Source organism: Pedobacter sp. KBW01 (genome assembly GCF_003852395.1).
Taxonomy (GTDB): domain Bacteria; phylum Bacteroidota; class Bacteroidia; order Sphingobacteriales; family Sphingobacteriaceae; genus Pedobacter.
In genome coordinates this window covers 66,041-90,201 of sequence record NZ_QAJQ01000012.1, presented here as the reverse complement: position 1 = coordinate 90,201, position 24,161 = coordinate 66,041, and the positions used below count along the sequence as shown (strand labels likewise).

The window sequence follows — 24,161 nt, the reverse complement described above, 5'->3', positions numbered from 1 at the left end:
GACTAATCTAAAGTATTTGTCTATTGTTGGTGTCCTCACCGACCAATGCGCCATCTTCATTTAGGGCAGCATTTAATGAAATGAAGAATTTAATTAAATACTTTTTTAGTATTTGCTGATATAATTTATATCGTCCTACATATCAAGAAGATCTATTTAATAACCCGCACAATCCAAAAACGAGTGCAAGCACTACGTCTTCATTTTAAAATGCGTTAAGAAATAAATGATGCAGATAACAATGATAGAATTTAAAATCAACAACAGCCACGAAATAACCGATTTACGGTCTTTCATTAAAGCGATAAAAGAACTGGCATAAGCCATAACCATTAAGGCCAGAAACAGGTTTATTGTCGAAATTCCCAATAAACTATAGCCATTGTAGGTAAATACCAGGCATCCTAAAACCAGAAAGGTTGTTGAGGCAATATTGTAAACTTTATTGGGTTTCATAGGTGGGAGCTAATTTACCATGTAAGACTTATATGCGCAGATCTTCTGTCGGCCTAAATGCCTTACATGGTGTTTATATATTAATCGCAATGCGGAACGGTGAAAGTCCAGGTTTCTGAATCTCCGGTTGGGATGATAAAGCCGTTTCCTCTTGTGTTTTCGAACCACAGTTTACCTCTTAGTTTCTCTCTGGTACCTACTTCGTTCATGGTTGCACTATCATACAGGCGACCGTTAATCATCACATATTTAATTTTCTCCGAATTGCGGATATCATCAAGTGGGTTGGCATCCATAATAACCATATCGGCAAGTTTACCTACTTCTAATGATCCGATTTCCTTATCCATTCCTAAATAATGCGCGCCATTTAAGGTAGCGGCTTTAATGGCCTGTAAAGGTGTGAATCCGCCTTGTACCAGCATCCAAAGTTCCCAATGTGCACCAAGGCCCTGAATTTGACCATGTGCACCTAAATTAACTTTGGTACCACCATCTGCAATTTGCTTAGTCGCTTTTGCAATATCGATGTGGTTGTAATCACTGTATTCTGATGTAGTCCGGCGACGGGCTCTTGCATCAATAATCGAACGTGGTGTGTAGGTCATTAACTTTTCGTTTTCCCAAACATTGGTTCTGTCGTACCAGTAATTTTCACCCCACTGACCACCATAAGCCACAATTAAAGTAGGAGTGTAGCCTACTTCGGTATTGTTCCATAATGTAGTTACATCTTTATAAACCGGTAAAACTGGGATACTGTGTTCAATTCCGGTGTGACCATCGGCAACCATATTCATATTGGTAAAGAAAGTAGAACCACCCTCGGGTACAACCTCCATTTTTAATTGCCGGGCTGCTTCTAAAATCTGCTGGCGTTGCTCGCGACGAGGTTGATTGTACGATTTTACTGAGAAAGCACCTACAGCCTTTAACCTGCGTAAATTGGCCATAGCATCATCCAGGCTATTAATTACGACTTTAAAATCGCCGTCAGCACCATACAAAATAGAACCTGTTGAATATACTCTTGGCCCAACCATACGGCCAGCTTTAATCATTTCGCTCTGGCTAAAAACCATTTCTGTATTGCTCGAAGGATCGTGCGAAGTGGTAACACCAAATGCAAGGTTGGCCATGTAGCTCCAGTCGTTTTGCGGGGTAACCCCATCTGGGCTGGTACGTAAATGCGCATGCACATCAATAATACCCGGCATAATTGTTTTGCCGTTTACATCAATAACTTTAGCGTTGGCTGGGATGGTTACGGCATCAACTTTGCCAATGGCGGTTATTTTATTACCATCGGTCAGGATCGTTCCGTTTTCAATTACTTCTTCACCTTTCATCGAAATGATACGGGCGCCTTTTAAAGCTACAATTCCGGTTGGTATATCCGATTTAAGCACCAGATTAATATCGATTGATGTAGCCTGGGTTTTTGGTGTATTGCCATCAAAGTTGAAAGCGTTGTTTACATCAATGCTGTAATATTGAGGGCCTAATGTCCAGTGCAGGGTTTTACTATCGGCGCTCCACTGAATATAGGTACCACCATCGGTAGTAACTTTGGTTACCGGAATGGCTTTATTTCCTGCTGAAGCATCCTGAGCAGTACCAATATTAATCATCGGTGTGATGTACACGTTAAACAACTCGTTAAAAGCTACCCATTTGTTATCAGGGCTGATCACGAATTGGTTTGCATATTGCGAAGTGAAATGCGTACGTTCATTGGCACCGTTTAAATCAATACTTTTTAACGCTTTTTTACCATCGGCATAACTCTGGAAATAAATCCGGGTATCGGTGTTGTTAAACTGTGGACGGATGCCATTTTCTGATACTAAAGTTTTGGCACCTCCATTGGCAGCCATCATAAAAATACCGGTTCCGCGGCCATAATTATAGCCTAAAACATCGTTGCCGCTTCCTTTTCTGAAAACAATTTTATCGCCCTTGGTTGAATATTGAGGTGAATAATAAAAGCCTTTTTCATCACTTAAAGTAATGGTTTTGCCCGATTTATAGTCTGTTCTTTTAATGGCACCGCGCAATTCATCGCTCCAGGTGGTGTACACTACATATTTACCATCAGGACTAAAAGCAGGTTCGAATTCAAAATCCAAACCATTGGTTAATCGTTCAGGAGTTCCGGCCGGTAATTCCTGTTTGTACAAATACCCTGCAGCATTAAAAACAATAGTTTTTCCATCTGGCGAAGTAGTAAGCTGCCTCAACATTTTAGCTGAAAACTCATTGCTGAAAACCTGTTGTTCAAAGTGTAAAGCTTTTTGAACCGTTTGAATGGTATTGGCCTGAAAAGGAATGGTACTGTTAATCAATGTGCCGATTTCAGTTTTCCTGATTTTGCCTTTTGCATAATAGATCAGGCTTTTGCTATCTGGTGTCCACGCAAAGTTGGGATAAACCCCAAAAATAGCCCAGGTTTCCTGCTGATCGTGCGATAATTCTTCGCTTACCGGCCATTCTTCGCCGGTTTTAAGATTTTGTACATATAAAGTAGATTTTAACCTTACCCGTTTAACAAAAGCAATCAGGTTACCATCGGGCGATGCCTGTGGCCTGCATGCGCCACCTTGTTCGTTAATTAAGGTGTTTAGTTTACCTGTGGTTAAATCCAGCTGACGGATGGCATAAATCGTTCCGTTAGGATCTTTGCTGTATTCGAAATTTGGGCCAGGACTTACATCTTCACTAAAGTAAACATATTTCCCATCGGGCGAAACATTCGGCTCGCCTGCATCTTGTTGATCGTTTTTCCTTTTGGTTAACTGTACTCCATCGCCACCATTAATGCTGTACATCCACATTTCGCCTGCACCCAACGAACGGCCTGCTGTAAAGTGTTTACGGGCTACAATATATTCACTGTTTGGTGTCCAGGTGGCATTGTTCAATAACCTGAAGCTTTCTTTTGTGATCTGTTTCTTACCAGATCCATCACGGTTCATGATCCAGATATTATCGCCACCGCTTTTATCGCTGGTATACGAAATGTATTTTCCATTCGGACTAAAACGAGGCTGAACATCCCAGGCAATACCACCACTAATCAGTTTGGCTACACCACCTGTAACAGGCATTACGTAAATATCGCCCAATAAATCGAAAACAATTTCCTGTCCGTCTGCACTTACGTCGAGATTCATCCAGGTGCCTTCGTCGGTATTTAAAGTAAAGTTCTTGGTTATTCCCTGGTATTTTTCAATGTCCCATTTTTTTTCCTGGGCATTCGAACTTAAAAACATTAGGGAGAGGGCAGAGAGAAAATAAAGGTGCTTCATCAAATTTTTGATTAATTGTGCCGCAATTTAGTCAATATCAATAGCTTTTTTATAGTTTTGGTATCGCCGATTTATGACAGCAATAGACATTTTACAAAAATATTGGGGATACCAGGCTTTCAGGCCGCTGCAGGAAGATATTATTGCTTCGGTTTTAGAAGGGAAAGATAGCCTGGCGCTTTTGCCAACAGGAGGCGGAAAATCGATCTGTTTTCAGGTACCGGCACTGGTAAAAGAAGGGATCTGTATAGTGGTTTCACCATTAATTGCCCTGATGAAAGATCAGGTAGAAAACCTGAAAGCCAAAGGAATCGAAGCCATTGCCATTTATGCAGGTATGGGCAAACGCGAAATCGATATTTTGCTGGATAACTGTATTTACGGTAAGATTAAGTTCCTCTATTTATCACCCGAAAGATTGCTTTCTGACTTGGTTCGTGTAAGGATTTCTTACATGAATGTGAACCTGATTGCTGTCGATGAGGCTCATTGTATTTCGCAATGGGGTTATGATTTCAGGCCACCTTACCAGCAACTGGCTAAACTCCGCGAAATCCACCCGAATGTTCCGGTACTGGCATTAACGGCTACAGCTACGGCTTTTGTTCGTGAAGATATTGTGGCTAAACTCGAGATGAAAGATCCGCAGGTTTTTATTAAAAGCTTTGCCCGCGAGAATTTAAGCTATGTGGTTTTTGGTAACGAAGATAAATACAAAAAACTGATTGATATTTGCAGCAATGTAAAAGGCACAGGCCTGGTTTACGTACGCAACCGCAGGGAAACTGCCGAAGTAGCTAATTTTTTAAACCGTAATCAAATCAAGGCCGATTATTACCATGCCGGTCTGGAAAGGGATATCCGCTTTCAGAAACAGGAAGACTGGAAACAAAACAAAACCCGTATCATGGTGGCTACCAACGCATTTGGTATGGGGATAGATAAAGCGGATGTGCGTACTGTGGTGCATTTAGACCTACCCGAAAGTTTAGAAGCCTATTACCAGGAAGCTGGCCGGGCTGGTCGTGATGAAAAAAGGAGTTATGCAGTGTTGCTGGCCAATCAATCTGACGTGATGAGTCTAGAATCACGGTATCTGGATAGCTTTCCAACTCCTGATGAAATTAGAAAAATATATCATTACATGGGCAATTACTTTCAGCTGGCTTTTGGAGCAGGAGAGGGACTTACCTTTTCTTTTGATTTAGTTGATTTTTGCAAACGTTTTAATATTAGTGTTTTAAAAACAATTTCGGGCTTAAAATTTCTGGAGCATGATGGTTACCTCACGCTTTCCGAAAGTGTGTTTTTGCCTTCTCGCATCATGTTTATTGCCAGTCATGAAGATATTTACCGTTTCCAGATCGAAAATAGAGCTTACGATGGCGTTATTAAGACCATATTGCGTTCGCATGGAGGGGCTTTTGATGGTTTTGTGAAAATAAATGAGGCAGATCTGGCCAAACGAACCGGCTTATCTTATCGCGATGTTATTGCTTTATTAAACAAACTGCAGGCGCTTGAACTGCTTAGCTATATACCACAAACAGATCAGCCACAATTGCAATATATCCGTGCTCGGGTAGATATGGATCATTTCGATCTGGATGTAAAATACCTGAGGCTAAGGAAAGAAATTTTGCACAAACAAATCAACGCCGTAGTTCAATATGCATCTTCTAACATTTGCAGGAGTATACAGCTGCTTGAATATTTTGATGAACAAAATGCTGCTAAATGTGGTGTATGTGATGTTTGCCTGGCCGAAAAAAGGGCAGAGAACCAAAGTCAACTGTTTGATGAAATAGAATTTGAAATCATTTCGCTGCTGCAACAAGAGCCCCTGGCGCTCGATGATTTGGTAATGAACATCAAAAATGGCGCTGAAAATGAACGCATCGAAATTATCCGTGAATTATTAGATGCGGGCAAGATAAAAACTGATGGGAAGAAGTATTATCTTTAGCGGGTTAAAAATGGTTAACTGTTTAAATTGTGGGAATTGGTTATTGTATAGCCTATCTCATTTAACAATTTGGCAAAATTACAATTAACCCGTTAACCGACTAAACAGTTAACCTCCTTAAAACTAAATGATAGAAAAAAACAATAAGAAAACCATCCGCTCATGGGCTTTCTTCGATTGGGCAAACTCTGCCTATAACTTGGTTATTACCTCAACTATTTTCCCGGCTTATTACACCATTATTACCACTACTAAAGAACATGGTGATAAGGTAACCTTCCTTGGCCGCGCTTATGTTAATACTTCGCTATCTAACTACGCACTGTCTTTCGCTTATCTGATTATGGCGCTGGCTTTACCTATTTTATCATCAATTGCCGATAGAAGGGGAAATAAGAAGTCATTTATGAAATTCTTTACCTATATGGGTGGTTTAGCTTGTATTGGCCTGTATTTCTTTAAACTCGATACTCTCGAAATGAGTATCATCCTGTTTGCTTTAGCAGCCATGGGTTATATTGGCGGGGTTTTATTCAGTAATTCTTACCTGCCCGAAATTGCTTCAGAGGAGCATCAGGACCGAGTAAGCGCGCAAGGCTTTTCTTATGGTTACATAGGTTCAGTTGTTTTGCAGTTAATCTGCTTTTTGTTTGTGCTAAAACCCGAATGGTTTGGCATTACCGATGCTTCTTTTCCGCCACGCTTATCATTTTTACTGGTTGGTGTATGGTGGATAGCCTTTTCGCAGATTCCTTTTTCAGTATTGCCCAACGGAACACCGCAAACCGATAAGGTTAAAACCAATATCATTAAGGATGGATTTAGTGAATTAACCAAAGTATGGGGACAGTTGAAACAGATTAAAAAATTGAAAGGATTTTTAATCTCATTCTTCTTCTATTCTATGGGTGTGCAAACCATCATGCTCGCTGCTGCAGGTTTTGCCGAAAAAACATTGAAACTTGGCACAGCTAAACTAATTGCCGTAATCCTGATTATTCAGCTGGTAGCTATTCCGGGCGCAATGTTGATGTCATACCTGGCCAAAAAAATCGGTAACGTAAATGTGTTGATAATGGTTGTATTGGTTTGGATTGGTTGCTGCGTGTACGGTTATTACATCACGAATCAGTACCAGTTTTATTCACTTTCGGCTATTGTGGGTTTAATTATGGGAGGAATTCAGTCATTATCGCGTTCTACCTATTCTAAATATTTACCTGTTGACACGCAGGATACGACCTCATTCTTTAGTTTTTATGATGTTACCGAGAAACTGGCTATTGTAATTGGCTTATTTAGTTTTGCTTACATAGAAGAAATCACTGGAAATATCCGTTATTCTATTATTGCTCTGGCGTCGTTTTTCATTATTGGTTTAGTCCTTTTATTTGTTTTGAAAAAAATCGAACGCAAAGAAGCACCAAAATTGTAAGTTTGTAGGCTAAAGAATATGATGAAAGTAGAATTATTTGTGCCCTGTTTTGTAGATCAGTTATATCCCGAAACCGCTTTTAATACCTTAAGATTGTTAGAGAAATCCGGTTACGAGGTTAGCTATAATTCAAAACAAACTTGTTGTGGACAACCGGCCTATAATGCAGGTTATTGGGATGAAGCTAAACAGGTAGGTACTAAATTCTTAAACGATTTTTCAGAAAATACTTATATCGTGGCGCCATCGGCATCATGTGTTGGAATGGTAAAAGGTGGTTTTAACGATCTGTTTACCAATACCATTGTGCATAACAAATGCCGGAGTTTACAATCGAATATCTGGGAGCTTTCCGATTTCCTGATTAAAATAGCTAAGAAAGATTATTTCGGTGCCGAACTGGAAGGAAAAGCCGTTTATCACGATTCGTGCAGTGCTTTACGCGAATGTAAAATTAAAGACGAACCCCGTCAGTTACTTTCAAAAGTACATGGTTTGGAAATGATCGAAATGGAAGATACCGATATGTGCTGTGGCTTTGGCGGTACCTTTGCGGTTAAATTCGATGCCATTTCTTCGGCAATGGCCGAGCAAAAGGTAAACCACGCCATGGCGCAAGGTGCCGATTATATCATTTCAACTGATTTATCCTGCCTGCTGCACCTGCAAGGCTATATCGATAAAAACAATCTGCCCATAAAAACCATGCACATTGCCGATGTACTTTGTAATGGCTGGCTGGAAAGTACCGAATACTAACTCCAAACCTATCAGGTTTTAAAAAAAAAACTGATAGGTTTTTTATGTAAAAGCATTTGTAAAAAATAAATTACAAGGGGGATTTGTGGCCTTTAATTGACTCGTTTAGTTAATCTTACTGTTTTAATTAACAATTTTTAACAAGCTTTACGTTAAATCTAAAATACCTTTGTTAAACCTTTTAAAGGCTTTAAACTCTAACTAGCAAATTCAAAACAAAATGAAAAAAATATTCATCGCTTTATTGGGTGTTTTATCTATTGCATCGGTTGCAAACGCGCAAAAGAAAAAAACTTCAGGAGCTATACAATTCGAAAACACGATCGATCCTGCAGCCATGGCATCTGCCAATGGTATTCAGCTAACCGATCAGATGAAAGCCAGAATGCCTTCATCAAGCAAAAGCAATTTTGAGTTATTATTTACAGCAACCAATGCGAGCTATATGCCGGTTGAAGAAACCGAGGATAGCAATGGTGCAGGTGGCGGTGGCGGCGGCATGGGCCGGATGATGATGCGTTTTGGTGGTGGTGGCGGTAACCGCGAGTACTACTATACTTTCGCAGATAAAGGTTTAACCGAAGTTTTCGACCTGAACGATACGACTTATTATATGCCAAGCAAGTTAACCCTTGCCAGTTCCGGACCAATTTCATCGTTCAGAATGGGTGGTGGTAATCCAAACGATACTACCAAAGCAAAACCTGCCCCGGCTCCAAAAATTGAAGTGGTTAAAACCGATTCTACCAAACAGATTTTAGGTTTTACCTGCCATCAGGCTATTGTAAGATCGACCAGAGCCATTAAAATTTTAGATATGGATAAAAACGTGGTAGAAGAAACTAAAATCTGGTATACCAACGATTTAGGCTTTAATTTTTCTCCTAATCCAAACATGTGGACCGAAGGTGCGGTTTTAGCTATCGAAGGCAGAGGAAACAGCTCAATTGCTAAAAGCATTGAGTACAGAAACGTAAGTGCGAAAGACGTAACAGCACCTAAAAAAGCAAAACTGATTACTGCCGATGAGTATAAAACTAAAATGGAGAACATGATGAAACGTTTTAGACAAAACAGACCAGGTGGCGGTGCTGGCCAGGTTAGAGTATTTGGTGGAGGCGGTAATTAAGCGCATACAAACAACAAAACATAGCAGCCTGTTCCATTTATGGGGCAGGCTTTTTTTGTATCATTTTTGAAGAGATTAAATGTATTCTTGACATATTATATCATAATGGCTATTATTGGGGTCAGATTATAACCTAACCATAGTGATTACAGCAGAAAATAAAGCTAACTTACTGGCTACTAAGCAGCATTTCGAAATTTTAGATGGATTAAGGGGCGTGGCCGCCATTGTGGTGGTTATTTACCACTTTATGGAAATTGCTATTACCGACTATAACAAGAATTTTCTCTCGCACGGCTTTTTGGCTGTCGATTTCTTTTTCTGTTTATCGGGTTTTGTAATTGCATATGCATACGATACCAGGGCAGAACATATCACTTTAATACAGTTCATTAAACTGCGGTTGATTCGTTTACATCCGCTGGTGGTAATTGGTTCTGTACTGGGACTGCTAACCTTCCTATTCGATCCTTATAGCGATTTTTATGCTATTTACGGATTTGGAAAAACACTTTTACTGTTTTTAGCTTCTGCATTTCTGATTCCTTATCCGGCAATGCCCGAGCGTTACACCAATTTATTTTGCCTGAATGCTCCTGCTTGGTCGTTATTTTGGGAATACATAGCCAATATATTTTATATCCTCATCCTCTTCAAGCTCAGCAAACAAATACTAACTGTATTGACTGTAATAGGAGCGGCCTGCATTTGTTATATAGCTGTGATCCATACCAATGTAAGTGGAGGCTGGGGAGGTCAGAACTTCTTTGATGGCGGTGCAAGGGTGCTTTTCTCTTTTATGGCCGGGATGATGGTTTATCGTTTCAACTGGATTATTAAAAATAAGCTGGGTTTTATAGGTGTTAGCATCCTGTTGTTGATTGCCTTCTTATTTCCTTACCGCGATCAGTACAACTGGATTACCGAGCCCATAATTGTAATCCTATATTTTCCATTACTGGTATCGCTTGGTGCAGGAGCTGTGCTAAACCCTGCTTTAAAAAATGTATGTAAACTATCGGGAGAAATATCTTATCCGCTTTACATGACGCATTATCCTTTTGTGTGGATTTACTTAACCTATGTAGCAGTAGTGAAACCAACAGGCATGATGCTTTTTGGTGTTATCCCGGTTTCGGTAATACTTTTAATTGTTCTGGCTTACCTCATTATGCGCTTTGTAGATGCACCTTTGCGTAAATATTTGAAGGATAAGTTTTTGCGTGCTACTTAAATGGTTAACCATATAAGGCATTTTAGTACATAAAGTGTGTAAAATATAGAAACGTTGCTCCGTGTATCCGTGGCGTTTTGCTTCAGAAACACATAGAATTCTCGTTATTGCGAGGAATGAAGCCTGCCTGTTGCAGGCAGGCTTCGTCGGCTGAAAAAGCGTTCTCGCAATGACGACCCCGAAAAATCCGTGTTAATCCGTGCCTCCGTGGCATGATACTTCACTTCAACTAAAACTTGCTTTTTGACCGAAAAATCCCTATATTTGCAGCAAATTAGTATCACATTGTAAGTGATCTTTTAAAACTTTTTTATTAAACTTTAAATCATAGTTGTAGATGATTAACATTACTTTACCTGATGGTTCTGTCCGTCAGTACGAAAAGGGCACTTCTGCCCACCAAATTGCATTGTCAATTTCTGAGGGTTTAGCCCGTAACGTTTTAGCCGCTGAGGTTAATGGTGAAGTTTGGGATTCAACAAGACCGATCGAGTCTGATTCGTCGGTTAAATTGTTAACCTGGAACGACGCAGCCGGTAAATCAACTTTTTGGCATTCATCAGCCCACTTAATGGCCGAAGCTTTAGAAGCCCTTTATCCGGGAACTAAATTTGGTATTGGTCCGGCAATTGAAACAGGCTTTTACTACGATGTAGATTTCGGCGATCAGGAATTTTCTTCTGATGATTTCAAGGCCATCGAAACTAAAATAATTGAACTGGCTAAACAAAAAGAAACTTTTGTACGCGAAAGTGTAAGTAAAGCCGATGCCATCAAATATTTCACCGAGAAAGGTGATGAGTACAAGCTCGATCTAATTGATGGTTTGGAAGATGGAAAAATTACTTTCTATACCCAGGGTCAATTTACCGACTTATGCCGTGGTCCACACATTCCGAATACTGGCTTTGTAAAGGCTGTAAAACTCATGAACGTAGCTGGTGCATATTGGAGAGGTGATGAAACTAAAAAACAGTTAACCCGTATATATGGCGTAACTTTCCCTAAGGCGAGCGAGCTTACCGAATATCTGGCAATGATTGAGGAAGCTAAAAAACGTGATCACCGTAAATTGGGTAAAGAGCTCGAATTATTTGCTTTCTCAGAAAAAGTAGGCATGGGTTTACCATTGTGGTTACCAAAAGGAACTGCTTTGCGCGAGCGTTTGGTTAATTTCTTAACCAAAGCACAGGCTAAAGCAGGTTACGAGCAGGTGGTTACTCCACACATCGGCCATAAAAACCTGTATGTAACTTCTGGTCACTGGGAAAAATATGGTAAAGATTCGTTCCAGCCAATTAAAACTCCGCAGGAAGGAGAGGAGTTCTTCTTAAAACCGATGAACTGCCCGCACCACTGCGAGATTTATAAAACAAAACCACGTTCGTACAAAGATCTTCCGGTTCGTTTTGCAGAGTTTGGTACTGTATACCGTTACGAACAAAGTGGCGAATTACATGGTTTAACCCGTGTTCGTGGCTTTACTCAGGATGACGCGCACTTGTTCTGTATGCCAGAGCAGGTAAAAGACGAGTTTAAAAAAGTAATCGATCTGGTACTTTATGTATTCAAATCGTTAGGTTTCGAAAACTACACCGCACAGGTTTCGTTAAGAGATCCTGAAAATAAAGCGAAGTACATTGGTTCTGATGAAAATTGGAGATTATCGGAAACTGCAATTATTGAAGCTGCTGCCGAAAAAGGCTTAAATACAGTTGTAGAATATGGTGAAGCGGCCTTTTATGGTCCTAAGCTCGATTTTATGGTTAAAGATGCTTTAGGTAGAAAATGGCAGTTGGGTACCATTCAGGTAGATTACAACTTGCCTGAGCGTTTCGAGCTGGAATATACAGGTAGCGATAACCAGAAACACAGACCGGTAATGATCCACCGTGCGCCGTTTGGTTCGTTGGAAAGATTTATTGCAGTTTTGATTGAGCATTGTGCCGGAAACTTCCCGTTATGGCTAAGTCCAGAGCAGTTTATCATTCTTCCTATTTCAGAAAAATATGAAGATTATGCAAAAAAAGTTTTAGATGAACTAAATAATTCCGATATTCGCGGGCTGATTGACTTTCGCGATGAGAAAATCGGTCGTAAAATACGCGACGCGGAGGTTAAAAAGATCCCATATATGCTCATTATCGGCGATAAAGAGATGGCAGAAGGAAAAGTTTCTGTTCGTAAACACGGTGAGGGAGATTTAGGCGAAATGACGTTGGAAGAGTTCAACAATTTATTAAGAAAAGAAATAACAGTTTAAATTAAAATAGTACAAATTTGGCATTAGGAAGACCAGGATTTAACAGGGGACCACGTCCACCTTTTAAGAAAAAAGAAGCAGAGCATAACATTAATCAGTATATAAAATCGCCTGAAGTGCGTTTAGCTGGCGATAATGTTGAACCGGGGATTTATCCTTTGGCGAAAGCTTTGGCACTTGCTGATGAACTGGAATTGGATTTGGTAGAGATTTCTCCAAATGCCGTACCACCGGTTTGTAGGATTATTGATTACAGTAAATTTGTTTACGAGCAAAAGAAAAAGCAGAAAGAAATTAAAGCTAATGCCAAACAAACTGTAATTAAAGAGATCCGTTTTGGTCCTAACACCAACGATCACGATTTCCAGTTTAAATTAAAACATGCAGTAAGCTTTTTAGAGAGCGGTGAGAAAGTTAGAGCTTATGTGCATTTTAAAGGTAGAGCAATTGTGTACAAAGAACAGGGAGAAATTTTATTGTTAAAGTTTGCCCAGGCTTTGGAGGATGTAGGAAAAGTAGAGTTATTACCAAAGTTAGAAGGTAAACGCATGTTCCTTACTGTTGCGCCTAAAGTAGCAAAAAAATAAAAACAATTTTATAAATTAAATAACAGGTTATGCCAAAAATGAAAACCAATTCCAGTGCTAAAAAGCGTTTTTCGCTTACTGGAACAGGTAAAATCAAAAGAAACAAAGCATACAAAAGTCACATCTTAACCAAGATGAGTACTAAACGTAAACGTGCGCTTGGAAATGCAGGAATTGTAACAGATGCAGATTCAGGTAACGTAAAACGTATGCTTTGCATCGGAAAGTAATTCATTAATTTCACCAGGTATCAGGCATTAAAGTTCCTTAGTTGGACGCCGCTTACCAAAAAACAACAACAACATGCCACGTTCGGTAAACGCAGTAGCTTCGAGAAGAAGAAGAAAAAAGATCCTTAATTTAGCCAAAGGTTATTGGGGAGCAAGAAGTAAGGTTTATACTGTTGCTAAAAACACAGTAGAAAAAGGTTTGCAATATGCATACCGTGACCGTAAAGTTAAGAAAAGAGAATTCCGCGGATTGTGGATCCAACGTATCAACGCTGGTGCACGTCAACACGGTATTTCTTACTCTCAATTAATCGGTAAATTAGCTTCAAAAGAAATCGGTTTAAACCGTAAAGTATTGGCTGATTTAGCAATGAATCACCCCGAAGCTTTCAAAGCTGTAATTGATGCAGTAAAATAGAAATTTTCGCTCAGGCGATAATCATATTTAAAAAAGGGAACCAAATTGGCTCCCTTTTTTAATGAACTTAACTCTGATCGTCTGTTTCGGCATCCGGTGCATTCTTCTGAACAGATTCGATACCGTTATCTCTGGCCGAAGTACTTTCGTACATTTCGCTCGAGCCTATAATTTGCCCGTTGGTTGCTTTTAAGCTAAAATAGTGCTTGCCATTGCTCGATGTTTTCTTCTCAAATTTCGAATCATCCTGAGCATTCTTTTTAACGGACTCGATTCCATTTTCACAGCTTGATTTTGCAACATAGCCTTCGCTGGCTAAAATAACCTGACCATTGCCGGCCTTCAGATTAAACTGATACTCGCCGTTAGTCCTTTTAGTAATCACAAATTTTCCCATAGTGCTGATTTTAATTATTTGGTTTAAAATGCTATTTACTTAAAGTTATAAAAGTTTGTAGGCAAAATCAATATCAGTGTAAGAATTAAAAGTATGTTAACGTAGGGGTTAAATGATAGAAAATCGAGATCGTCATTCCCTCGCAAGAGGGAATCTTAATGCATTATGCTTAAGATTCCCATCCAATAGCTGTAGGATGAGCACAACAGAATGAAATTTTTAAATAGATTTCTCGACTCCGCTGCACTTTGCTCGAAATGACGAGACTGGAGTGACTGTTGCTGATATTGATTTTTATCCAATAATTAAGCCTACCATTGACAGACCCGATAGAAGAATCTGAAGCGCAGCGAAATGGAGAGATCTTTAAATAGATTTCTCTGCTACGTTATACTTCGCTCGAAATGACGATACTTTTTATTAGTATAATCCCAGTTCTGCTAAGCTGGCAAATTGTAAGCCATCCTGTGCCGAATTGGCTATAATTTTAAAATACTGAAAGGTTTTGGCGCTTCCAAAATCAAAATACTGTGGCCCATTTGCATTTTGTGCCACATAATTGTTTACCGAAGTAAAGTTTACGCCATCTGTACTGGTTAACAGTTCGAAATTCTTAATTGCCCTTTGCAAACCGCTTCTTTGTGTTAAACTTAAACCCGTAGCAGTTTTCGAAGCACCCAAATTAATTACCAGATTATGCGGATAGGTAGTTGCAGAGCTCGACCAGCGTGAGTGCCAGTAAGTACTTGCGTTTCCATCAATTAATCTGATTGCCCTGCCATTTGTAGCACCTTCGCCACTGGTTTCTTCCGAGCTAAAAGAAGCAATACTCCAGCCTGTTTTACTTAACTCGTTTTTAGTTGAAAAGGTTAGCACCGGCAAACCTCCCGAAAAAGTATAGGAATAAATCTGTTCGGTTACCGTACCGTTATCATGTACCAGTTTCACTTTCAGTTCGTAAGGAATTCCATCTGCTTTTTCCTGTAAATCGGCAATTGGCATTACTACCCTGAAGCTGTCGGTACCAATCTTTTTCGACTCCCAGGTGATGGCATTGTAATCTTTGTTTACACCAGTACCTTCATTACCTACGTTTGGATCGTTGTAATACAGTATACTGGTTACATTACCTGTTGAAGTAAACTTACCCGATACCACGATTGATGCAAGACCGCTATCATAGCCGGCATAGATTTTAGGAATGTTGGTTGTAACCGAACCATAATAGGTGTTGGAGTTATTGTTGAAAACCTGGTTAGCGTTCAAAATAGCAGCATCAGCAGCAGTTAAGAAGGTAGGGCTTTTACCCAGTGTTCCGTTACCGGCCCACATTAACGCCATACCTAGTGTAGAGTTTTCAGAAACTTTTTGTCTGTTGTGTGGTAAATTTAAACCATGGCCTAGCTCGTGTACCATACCACCAAACCAAACACTGAAACGGTTACCTACTGCTGTGCTTAAACCAAGGTTGGCAATATCCATTTCTTCGTAATCAAGCGCATAGCACCATTTACCCGTACCGTAAAAAGGGCCACCACTTGGCGTACCATTTGAGCCAATAGAGTACCTTGGTATAATAATTAAGGTATGGTCGCTGGTTTTATCAGCAGGGTGAGCAGCAAAATAAGCGTTTATTTCGCTGGCTACAGCACCCGAACCACCTGAATAAGGATAACTGCTTTTTGGTAAGCTTCCTCTTATGGTTAAGATTTTTACACCACCTGAGCCATCATCGGCCAAACCAAAGGTTTTGTTGCCATAACCATTCCGGTTCATTTCCTGTTTGTACCAGTCCTGGGTCCACAATAAAAGATCACTTAACCTCTTACGGTAACCGGCTAAGGTATCCAGATCGTTAGGCACAAAGTACACTACATTTACATTACGCGTTTGCGTAATAATGTTCGCTGTAGCCATTTTATGACTTAGCGTAGGCATTTTTTCCTCAGGTTGTAGGGTTTGTGCCTTTTTACAAGATAGGGTAAACAGACAGGCGGAGACAAGGCCTGCAAAAAGTAGACTGTTTTTTTTCATTAGATAATTTTTAGGTTAGGAATTTGATAATATGCAATTGGTTAATAATGCCTTCTTTAACGTGCCGACCTCAGCCACATGTTCTGATTTTCATAAAATATGAAGATCACATCATCAATATTTGCCAAACCTGGCCACTATTCCTCTACTTTTAGTTAAAAATGGAGCGTAATAAGTTAGTTTCCTTTTGTTTTGTAATCCTTAAGTTACACACAGTAAGTATACTTCGTTAAAATAAATCAGCGCAAACGTTTGTGTTATAATTGTCGGAAATACATTTAATAGTTAATCCTGAAAAACATAACCCCCGGTTTTTATAACTTTTATTTCGGATGACAAAAAATGTGCTGATTATAACACGCAAACGTTTGATTGCTCAGTCAGGTTAAGCCGTAAGAACTTGTGTTTTTGCCGTTATTTCCGGGATGTATTATTTATTAGGCTTTTAAGCTTTGTTTTTGTTGCAGAAGTGCTTAAGTAAAAATAGTTTCATATTTTATTGCAAAAAGTTGAAACCATAGCCACTTAAAATCTGGTCAAGAGGAGGGCAGGCAGGTAAAAATACCATCAAATAATTGACGGTAGTACTAAGCCATAACACAGGAAAGTATGGTGGTTTTAGCCCAAACTATTGGTAAATTTCATCCTGATTCCGCTTTGAAAGTTGAGGATTATTTTGAAGATTTCAACAAGGGTTACCTTTTCAATTTTGGTCAGTGTATCGATTTCAATAAAGTTATTTGGCGCCGACTGGTGGTTAATGATTAAATTGGCCTGGTGTTTCAGCCTTAAACCCATCAAATAATAATAGGATTGCGAAAGTTCGTTAAACTGCTCTTCTGTAAATATACCAAGTTCTTTTAAAGTTTTTAAACGTTCTCCGGTATTTTCTTTCTGAAAAATCCTGTTCTGCAAGGCATAAACCCTGGCCAGATCAACAATGGGTGTCATGGCGGTTTTTATATCGAAAACCTCTTTCTTATGTATTTTCTGCGTGCGGATGTTTCTGAAATAGGTGAGTGGTGGTTCGTACAGCAAAGCATTTTTAGCCAAATAGACATAAAATTTTTCTATCGGTTTCTGCAGTTCTTCATCCACAAAAGACCTTAAACTTTCCATGATACTTAAATCGCCATAAATTGCCCTGCAATCGAAAAAAGCTGCAAACTTTACCGCTGCTTCGGGTAAAGCTTCTTCGATCCAGTTTTTGTAATTGTATTTCCAGTGCGATAAAGAATGCGTCCAGTTCGGATTGGTAGCCATGTAATCGCCATCACAATACACAAAACCTACGTAGTTCAGGTTATCTGAAACCTGCGTAGCCAGATCGAGAAAATAGGAGCGTACGGCAGCACGTTTATCTTCAGGGGTATCCTCATAAATAATGGCATTGTCCTGATCGGTTTTAAGGCTCAGCTCTTTACGGCCTTCGCTGCCCAAAACCATAAAAACAAATTTTGCAGGCGGTGGCCCGAGTTTGGCAATTACATCTTCAATAATTTTGAACGAAATGGTATCGGCAATGGTAGTAACTACCTCGTTTACAATTTTAGCATGAACTCCTCTGTTTAATAATTGAGCAACAATATGCGGCACTTTTTGCCACTTCAGCTTCAGGTCGCTAGTGTTTACCGCCGATTTTACCGACTGAATAAAAACCAAAGGAGATTCTGCCTGCTCGCTCAACAGCCTGTTCCGGCTCAAAAAACCAACATAATTGCCGTTATCATTTACCAGCAAATAGCGCGATTTTTTACTGAACATCATCAAAATAGCCTCGTAAACATAAGCATCGGGCGTTATGGTTACAATATTCCTGTCCATAACCGTTTCAATAGCTAAGCCTGCATTTAACTGTTTGGCAATAACTTCATCTCTTAAAGTAATATCGGTTACAAAGCCCACATAACCTTGTGCTTCATCTTTAACAAATAGGCAGCTGGTTTTCTGTTCGGCCATTTTAATTGCCGCTTCAAAAATTGGAGTGGCAGGATCGCAACTCACTATTTTCTTGAAAGTGATATCTCCGATGCGGGCTGTATAAATGCGGTCGGCTAATTTATCTTCCATTAAAAATTCCTTTTAAAATTTTTTTGAATGAAAATGCTTTTGCTTTCTTCTTTTCGCGATTAAAGCTATGTTGCTGACTATAAACAGCTGATAAGCTGATTTTTTTACTTTCTATAAGGTGGAAGAATATTTTAGCGGCACTCAATGCATCAGACAACGCGTTATGCATATTCTCTGGTACCTCATTAAATAATATGGTATAAAATTTATCGAGTTTTAGGTGGCTGATTACAGAATCGGTAATATATAAAGCACTCGTTTTCATGGTACAGAAAAAGGACAGGTCTTTAAAAACATCTTCTTTGCCTATTCTAAACAGCTCAACATTCACCATGTGGTAATCGAGTTCGATAAAATGGCCTACAACCAAAGGTTTATACTTTTTAATATCGGCATAAAACCTGAGCATAATTTTTTCTTTATCTTCTCCATGCACCCGTAAATATTCGGGGCTTATGTTATGTATTTTTTGCGCTGCCTTATCTATAACAATATCTGTATTGCTCAGGTAATGGTTTTCGCGTTTCACTTCCTGATAATTAGCATCATAAACTATCCAGGCGATCTGCACAATATGCGGCCAGTTATTTTCTTTGGCATAAGGTGCCGACCAATTTTTAGGCAGCCCGGATGTTTCGGTATCCACTACGAGGAAGTACGCTTGCAAAATGCTTGGTTAGGTTTACAGTTAAAGACTGATGTTCACCAAAGATAATTAATAACGGTCATAAATGATAACAATTTTAGGATATAGCCACACTAAATAATATTTTTAAATTGTTAATATATTATTTGATAAAGTAAAAGATTTGAACTTATTTGCCTTAAAAATTACTTGAAATTATGCTCTCACGATTATTTTGCGTTATCGCATGTATTATGTGTTTGGGTTCTGCTTTTGCCCAAAAGAAGCTTGCTGAAAATATGCACTTCAAAAAGCTGCCTAATGGCCTGGAGGTATTGGTTGTTGTAGACCGTACTGTACCACTAGCTACCATCGAAATGGCTTGTAGAAATGGTTCGTTTACCGAAACCGACGAGTTTAACGGACTGAGCCATTTATATGAGCACCTGTTCTTTAAGGCGAACAAAGATTATCCTGATTTTGAAAGCCTTAATGGCAGGATGAACGATTTGGATATCAACTCAAACGCTACTACCAGAGAAGAAGTAGTGAATTACTTTTTTACGCTTCCGGCTGCGAATTTAAAGGCTGGCTTAAGCCTGATGAATTCTTCTATCCGTTATCCGAAGTTTATAAAGGAAGATATGGCACTCGAAAATGAAGTCGTAAATGCCGAGTTCACCCGTCACGAATCGAGTCCGATTTTTGCTTTAATGGAAGCCAACTCGCGCCACATGTGGGGTACAAATTATTCGCGGAAAAACGTAATCGGCAGTCATGAGGTAATTTTATCGGCCACTCCTTCAAAAATGGATTCGATTAAAAACAAATATTACTGGCCTAACAATTCGGTGCTGGTTATTGCCGGCGATGTAAAAGTTGATGATGCCTTTAGCTATGTTGATTATATTTTTAGTGGCTGGAAACCCTCGAAAGTAGATCCTTTTGTGAAATGGCCTATTCCCGAATTTCAACCGCTTACTAAAAACGATTATTATCTGGTAGAATCGAATAAAAGCCCTGTGCCATATATGTTGTTTAGCTGGCATGGCCCCGATACGCGTAACGATATCCCGGCAACTTATGCTGCAGATGTGTTTTCGTTTATTGTTAACCAGAACGGTTCGAAAATGAAACAGGCTTTAATTAACTCGGGACTGGCTCAGGAAGCGGATGTAAATTACTATACGCAGAAATATACCGGCCCTATCAGTTTAATGGTGAGCCCAAATCCGGCCAAGGTGAAAGAATGTTATGATGAAGTGTTAAAGCAGATTTCGCTTTGGGCCAATGAAGATTATTTGTCTGATTTGCAGATCGAGCGGGCTAAAAGATTATTATCAATCGAACAAGTTGAAAGGAGAGAAGTAACCTCTGATTACGCGCATTTACTTTCCTTCTGGTGGGCATCGGCTTCAATAGATTATTATACCCATTACGAAGAAGAGGTAAACAAGGTAACCAGAAAGGATTTACTGGATTATGTACATAAATACATTAAAGATAAGCCTTACTGTGCTGGTTTAATGATGGACAATGCGAGTATGAAAACGGTAAAACCCGAAACATTTTTTAAATCGACAAATTAAGCTGATCTCATGAAAAGAATTATATTTTTTATTGCCTTTGTGGCATTATTCCAATATAGCCACGCCCAAACTAAAGCCATTTCATTTGATGTTAATGGCTTGAAAGTAATTTTAAAACCAACTGAAAAAGAAACGGTTAGCATTAGCATGTTTTTTAAGGGTGGTGTAATGAATTATACTGCCGAACAAGCAGGAATAGAAAACCTGGCTTTAGCATCAGCGGCTACTTGCGGCACCAAAAATTATAGTGTAGTCGATTATCAGGAGCTGGCAGATGAATACGGAATCGCTATTTCAGGTTCTTCTACAACAGATTATGGAACCATTAGTATGAACTGTATTTCCAAATATCTCGATCAGGGATGGAAGCTGTTTTCGGATGCTGTGGTGAATCCTGCTTTTGATAAAACTGAATTTCAGACTACTAAAGAACGGATGATCTCGGCTATTTACCACAGCCAGTCTGATCCCGAAACCAGAGTTGAACAAATGAGCATGGAGAGCATGTTTAAAGATTCGCCATATAGTATTAACCCATTGGGCAGCAGTAAAACAGTAGGTGGATTTACCGCCGAAATGGTAAGTAACTACTACCATAACGAGTTGTTAAACAAAAATAAAATGTTCCTCGTTGTTGCAGGTAAGATTACCAAAGAAGCTTTGGAACAAAAAATACAGGCATCTTTTAAGGAGCTTAAAGGGAAACCTTACACTCCTCCGGTTTACGATCGTAAAATGCTAACCGGAGAACGTTTGGTAGTTGAACAAAGGGATATTGCCACCAATTACATGAGTTGCATTATGAATGCACCCACCATGAACAGTCCCGACTATCATGCCTTTGTATTGATTATTAATGCATTAAGCGGAAGTATGAATTATGAGTTGAGGACACGTTTAGGTTTATCATACGCGCCGGGTGCTACCATTAAGACACAGCAGATTCCGTATAGTTCTATGTTTGTAAGCACTACACAACCGAAGAAAGCTTTTCAGGCTATGGTAACAGTATACAACAACATTAAAGAGGGAAAATACAGTCAGCGCTACCTCGATGCTTTGAAAAAAGACCATCGCGATGGTTATTACAGGCATCAGGAAAGTGCAAGCTCTATTGTAGAAGATTTGGGAGAGGCTGAAGTACTGGGAAGTTACACGCTGGTAGAAGATATGGTGCCCAACTTTAACAAAGTAACCTTAGCTGATATGAAAGATTCTTTTACAAAATACCTGAAAGGTGCAATTTGGGTTTATCTGGGCGATGAACAGGTAGGGAAGGCTGCATTTCAATAATGAGCTTATTTTGAAGAGGATCGTCTTTTAGTGTGTAGTGGAGAAATCTGATTAAAGATCTCTCCACTACGCTTTGCTTCGGTCGAGATGACGATTGGCTTACTTGTGCATGAGCAGATAAACCACTGCCGCTAAAGTTGAGCCAACTATAGGACCAACTATCGGCACCCAGGCGTAATCCCAACCGCTGCTGCCTTTACCTTTCATTGGAATCAATGCATGGATAATCCTTGGGCCTAAATCCCTGGCCGGGTTAATGGCATACCCTGTGGTACCACCTAAAGCCAAACCGATTACCCAAACCAAAAATGCAACGGGTATAGCACCAAGCGAACCTAAGCCAATTGGCGTAGTGTTTTCTTTAGTGCCCATACTGGCATCTGTGAAGTAGAAAATCACAAATATTAGCACAAACGTGCCGATAATTTCTGAAACCAGATTGGAAGCATTATTTCTGATAGCCGGAGCAGTGGCAAAAGGAGCAGCTTTTAACCCTTGATCTTCGGTAGCATCGAAATGGTCTTTGTACATTACCCATACCAGAAATGAACCTGTCATTGCGCCAGCCAGTTGTGATAGGATATAAAAAGGTACTAAAGACCAGCTAAAACCTTTGCCAATGGCTAAGCCCAAAGTAACGATCGGGTTTAAGTGTGCGCCACTGTATGGTCCGGCTACTACTACGCCAACAAATACGGCGAGCGCCCAGGCGGTGGTAATGGAAATCCAGCCACCATTGTTTCCTTTTGTACCTTTAAGTACAACATTGGCTACCACGCCATTACCCAAAAGGATCATGAGTGCGGTGCCAATAAATTCTGCGAGATATATGTTCATACGTTAAATTCTTAAGCGAATATCTTATTTTTAATCTTCTGCGTTTACCCTGGCTGCTTTTACAGCCCTGTTCCAGCCTTTTATTCTGGCAGTATTGTCTACACCTTCCTCAGCTACAAAAGTGGTATCTATTTTCCACTGCGATCTGATTTGGTCGATATTTTCCCAGAAACCGGTAGCTAAACCGGCCAGATAAGCTGCGCCAATGGCTGTAACCTCGGTTACTTTTGGTCTGATCACTTTACAATTCAACAAGTCGGCCTGGAACTGCATTAAAAGGTTATTGGCCGTAGCGCCACCATCTACACGGAGTTCGGCAATGTTTACACCAGCATCGGCTTCCATTGCTTTTAAAACATCCATGGTTTGGTAGGCAATGCTTTCAAGTGCAGCGCGCGCAATATGCGATTTATTGGTGCCGCGGGTTAAGCCAGTAATGGTTCCGCGTGCATGTTGATCCCAGTGTGGTGCCCCTAAGCCAGCAAAGGCCGGCACTACGTACACACCATCGGTATCTTTTACTTTTTTAGCTAAAGTTTCTACATCAGCCGATTTGGAAATTAAACCCATTTCGTCGCGAAGCCATTGTACTACTGCGCCGCCGATAAAAATACTGCCCTCTAAAGCGTATTGCACCTCGCCGTTAATCTGCCAGGCAATGGTAGTTAGTAAATTATTTTCCGAAATTTTAGGTGTTGTTCCAATATTCATCAACATAAAACAGCCGGTGCCGTACGTGTTTTTTACCATCCCCACTTCGGTACACATCTGGCCAAATAAAGCCGATTGCTGATCGCCGGCAATACCTGCAATAGGTATTTTAGCCGCCAAAATCTTTCCTGCTGTTTCGCCATATACCTCGCTCGATGATTTAACGGTTGGCAACATCTGTTTAGGAATACCAAATAGTTCTAGCAATTCATCATCCCAGCTTAAGGTGTGAATGTTGTAAATCATGGTACGCGAGGCGTTCGTTACATCGGTAACGTGTTTTTCGCCTGCGGTTAATTTCCAGATCAGCCAGCTGTCAATGGTTCCGAAAGCAAGCTTGCCTGCTTCGGCTTTTTCTCTAGCGCCTGCTACATTTTCGAGGATCCACCTTACTTTGGTGGCCGAAAAATAAGCATCTATAATCAGTCCGGTTTTTCCCTGTATCCTCCCCGAAAGGCCCTGAGCCTTGATTTCATCACAATAAGCAGAAGTGCGCCGGTCTTGCCATACAATAGCATTATGTACAGGCATACCGGTCTCTTTATCCCAAACCACTGTTGTTTCACGCTGATTTGTAATCCCAATCGAGTCGATATCACTCACGGTTAAACCGGCTTTAACAATAACCTCGGTTACAACAGCTAGTTGTGTAGACCATATTTCCATCGGATCGTGCTCTACCCAGCCTGCCTTGGGATAAATTTGGGTAAATTCGCGCTGTGCAATGGCTATAATGTCGCCATTGTGATCAAAAATAATTGCTCTCGAACTTGTGGTTCCCTGATCGAGAGACAGGATGTACTTGCTCATAATTAAGAAT

The 24,161-nt window shown here is 40.0% G+C and carries 19 protein-coding genes; 11 read left to right on the top strand and 8 right to left on the bottom strand.

Annotated features, from left to right (window positions below; all coding sequences use genetic code 11):
• Window positions 1–192: 192 nt before the first annotated feature.
• Together DBR40_RS13670 and DBR40_RS13665 are read right to left on the bottom strand one after the other, a co-directional pair.
• Window positions 193–456 carry a hypothetical protein gene (locus DBR40_RS13670; RefSeq protein WP_124560310.1) on the bottom strand — a complete coding sequence of 88 codons (264 nt, stop codon included), beginning with the start codon at window positions 454–456 and terminating at the stop codon, window positions 193–195.
• An 80-nt stretch (window positions 457–536) separates the two neighbouring features.
• Window positions 537–3,764, bottom strand: coding sequence for an amidohydrolase family protein (locus DBR40_RS13665; RefSeq protein WP_199748342.1), 3,228 nt, complete (start codon window positions 3,762–3,764; stop codon window positions 537–539).
• Between the two features lie 73 nt (window positions 3,765–3,837).
• On the opposite strand from DBR40_RS13665, the gene DBR40_RS13660 reads away from it, so the two are divergent.
• The 9 genes from DBR40_RS13660 (at window position 3,838) to rplT (ending at window position 13,785) form a co-directional block, all read left to right on the top strand.
• Window positions 3,838–5,730, top strand: coding sequence for an ATP-dependent DNA helicase RecQ (locus DBR40_RS13660; RefSeq protein WP_124560309.1), 1,893 nt, complete (start codon window positions 3,838–3,840; stop codon window positions 5,728–5,730).
• A gap of 127 nt (window positions 5,731–5,857) precedes the next feature.
• Window positions 5,858–7,165 (top strand): MFS transporter, encoded by a 1,308-nt coding sequence (locus DBR40_RS13655; RefSeq protein ID WP_124560308.1) that lies wholly within the window; start codon window positions 5,858–5,860, stop codon window positions 7,163–7,165.
• A gap of 21 nt (window positions 7,166–7,186) precedes the next feature.
• Window positions 7,187–7,924, top strand: coding sequence for a (Fe-S)-binding protein (locus DBR40_RS13650; RefSeq protein WP_124560440.1), 738 nt, complete (start codon window positions 7,187–7,189; stop codon window positions 7,922–7,924).
• A 220-nt stretch (window positions 7,925–8,144) separates the two neighbouring features.
• A complete protein-coding gene (locus tag DBR40_RS13645; protein ID WP_124560307.1) occupies window positions 8,145–9,053 on the top strand; it encodes a hypothetical protein in 909 nt (302 codons plus the stop codon).
• Window positions 9,054–9,195: 142 nt separating this feature from the next.
• Window positions 9,196–10,287 carry an acyltransferase family protein gene (locus DBR40_RS13640; protein WP_124560306.1) on the top strand — a complete coding sequence of 364 codons (1,092 nt, stop codon included), beginning with the start codon at window positions 9,196–9,198 and terminating at the stop codon, window positions 10,285–10,287.
• A 337-nt stretch (window positions 10,288–10,624) separates the two neighbouring features.
• On the top strand, window positions 10,625–12,550 hold the full coding sequence (thrS, locus tag DBR40_RS13635; RefSeq protein WP_124560305.1) for a threonine--tRNA ligase: 1,926 nt from the start codon (window positions 10,625–10,627) through the stop codon (window positions 12,548–12,550).
• Window positions 12,551–12,567: 17 nt separating this feature from the next.
• A complete protein-coding gene (infC, locus tag DBR40_RS13630; RefSeq protein ID WP_124560304.1) occupies window positions 12,568–13,137 on the top strand; it encodes a translation initiation factor IF-3 in 570 nt (189 codons plus the stop codon).
• A 29-nt stretch (window positions 13,138–13,166) separates the two neighbouring features.
• Window positions 13,167–13,367: a 50S ribosomal protein L35 gene (rpmI, locus tag DBR40_RS13625; protein ID WP_010600880.1), complete on the top strand. Its 201-nt coding sequence runs from the start codon at window positions 13,167–13,169 to the stop codon at window positions 13,365–13,367.
• A 73-nt stretch (window positions 13,368–13,440) separates the two neighbouring features.
• Complete coding sequence (rplT, locus tag DBR40_RS13620; protein ID WP_025144714.1) at window positions 13,441–13,785, top strand: 50S ribosomal protein L20; 345 nt, start codon at window positions 13,441–13,443, stop codon at window positions 13,783–13,785.
• Between the two features lie 67 nt (window positions 13,786–13,852).
• On the opposite strand, the gene DBR40_RS13615 is transcribed toward rplT, so the two are convergent.
• From DBR40_RS13615 to DBR40_RS13600, 4 genes are all read right to left on the bottom strand, one after another.
• A complete protein-coding gene (locus DBR40_RS13615) occupies window positions 13,853–14,182 on the bottom strand; it encodes a YegP family protein (protein WP_124560303.1) in 330 nt (109 codons plus the stop codon).
• A 420-nt stretch (window positions 14,183–14,602) separates the two neighbouring features.
• Window positions 14,603–16,216: a discoidin domain-containing protein gene (locus DBR40_RS13610; protein ID WP_124560302.1), complete on the bottom strand. Its 1,614-nt coding sequence runs from the start codon at window positions 16,214–16,216 to the stop codon at window positions 14,603–14,605.
• A gap of 618 nt (window positions 16,217–16,834) precedes the next feature.
• Window positions 16,835–18,286 carry a DUF294 nucleotidyltransferase-like domain-containing protein gene (locus DBR40_RS13605; protein WP_124560301.1) on the bottom strand — a complete coding sequence of 484 codons (1,452 nt, stop codon included), beginning with the start codon at window positions 18,284–18,286 and terminating at the stop codon, window positions 16,835–16,837.
• A complete protein-coding gene (locus DBR40_RS13600; RefSeq protein ID WP_158674049.1) occupies window positions 18,276–18,953 on the bottom strand; it encodes a 3'-5' exonuclease in 678 nt (225 codons plus the stop codon). The genes DBR40_RS13605 and DBR40_RS13600 overlap by 11 nt, the downstream gene beginning before the upstream one ends.
• Before the next feature lie 176 nt (window positions 18,954–19,129).
• Between DBR40_RS13600 and DBR40_RS13595 the strand changes: the two genes are divergently transcribed.
• Together DBR40_RS13595 and DBR40_RS13590 are read left to right on the top strand one after the other, a co-directional pair.
• Window positions 19,130–20,500, top strand: coding sequence for a M16 family metallopeptidase (locus DBR40_RS13595; protein WP_233603888.1), 1,371 nt, complete (start codon window positions 19,130–19,132; stop codon window positions 20,498–20,500).
• 9 nt (window positions 20,501–20,509) lie between these two features.
• Window positions 20,510–21,793, top strand: a complete 1,284-nt coding sequence (locus DBR40_RS13590) for a M16 family metallopeptidase (protein ID WP_124560298.1) — start codon at window positions 20,510–20,512, stop codon at window positions 21,791–21,793.
• A 99-nt stretch (window positions 21,794–21,892) separates the two neighbouring features.
• On the opposite strand, the gene DBR40_RS13585 is transcribed toward DBR40_RS13590, so the two are convergent.
• Both DBR40_RS13585 and glpK read right to left on the bottom strand, forming a co-directional pair.
• Window positions 21,893–22,630: an MIP/aquaporin family protein gene (locus tag DBR40_RS13585; protein WP_124560297.1), complete on the bottom strand. Its 738-nt coding sequence runs from the start codon at window positions 22,628–22,630 to the stop codon at window positions 21,893–21,895.
• Window positions 22,631–22,660: 30 nt separating this feature from the next.
• Complete coding sequence (gene glpK, locus DBR40_RS13580) at window positions 22,661–24,151, bottom strand: glycerol kinase GlpK (RefSeq protein WP_124560296.1); 1,491 nt, start codon at window positions 24,149–24,151, stop codon at window positions 22,661–22,663.
• Window positions 24,152–24,161: the final 10 nt, after the last annotated feature.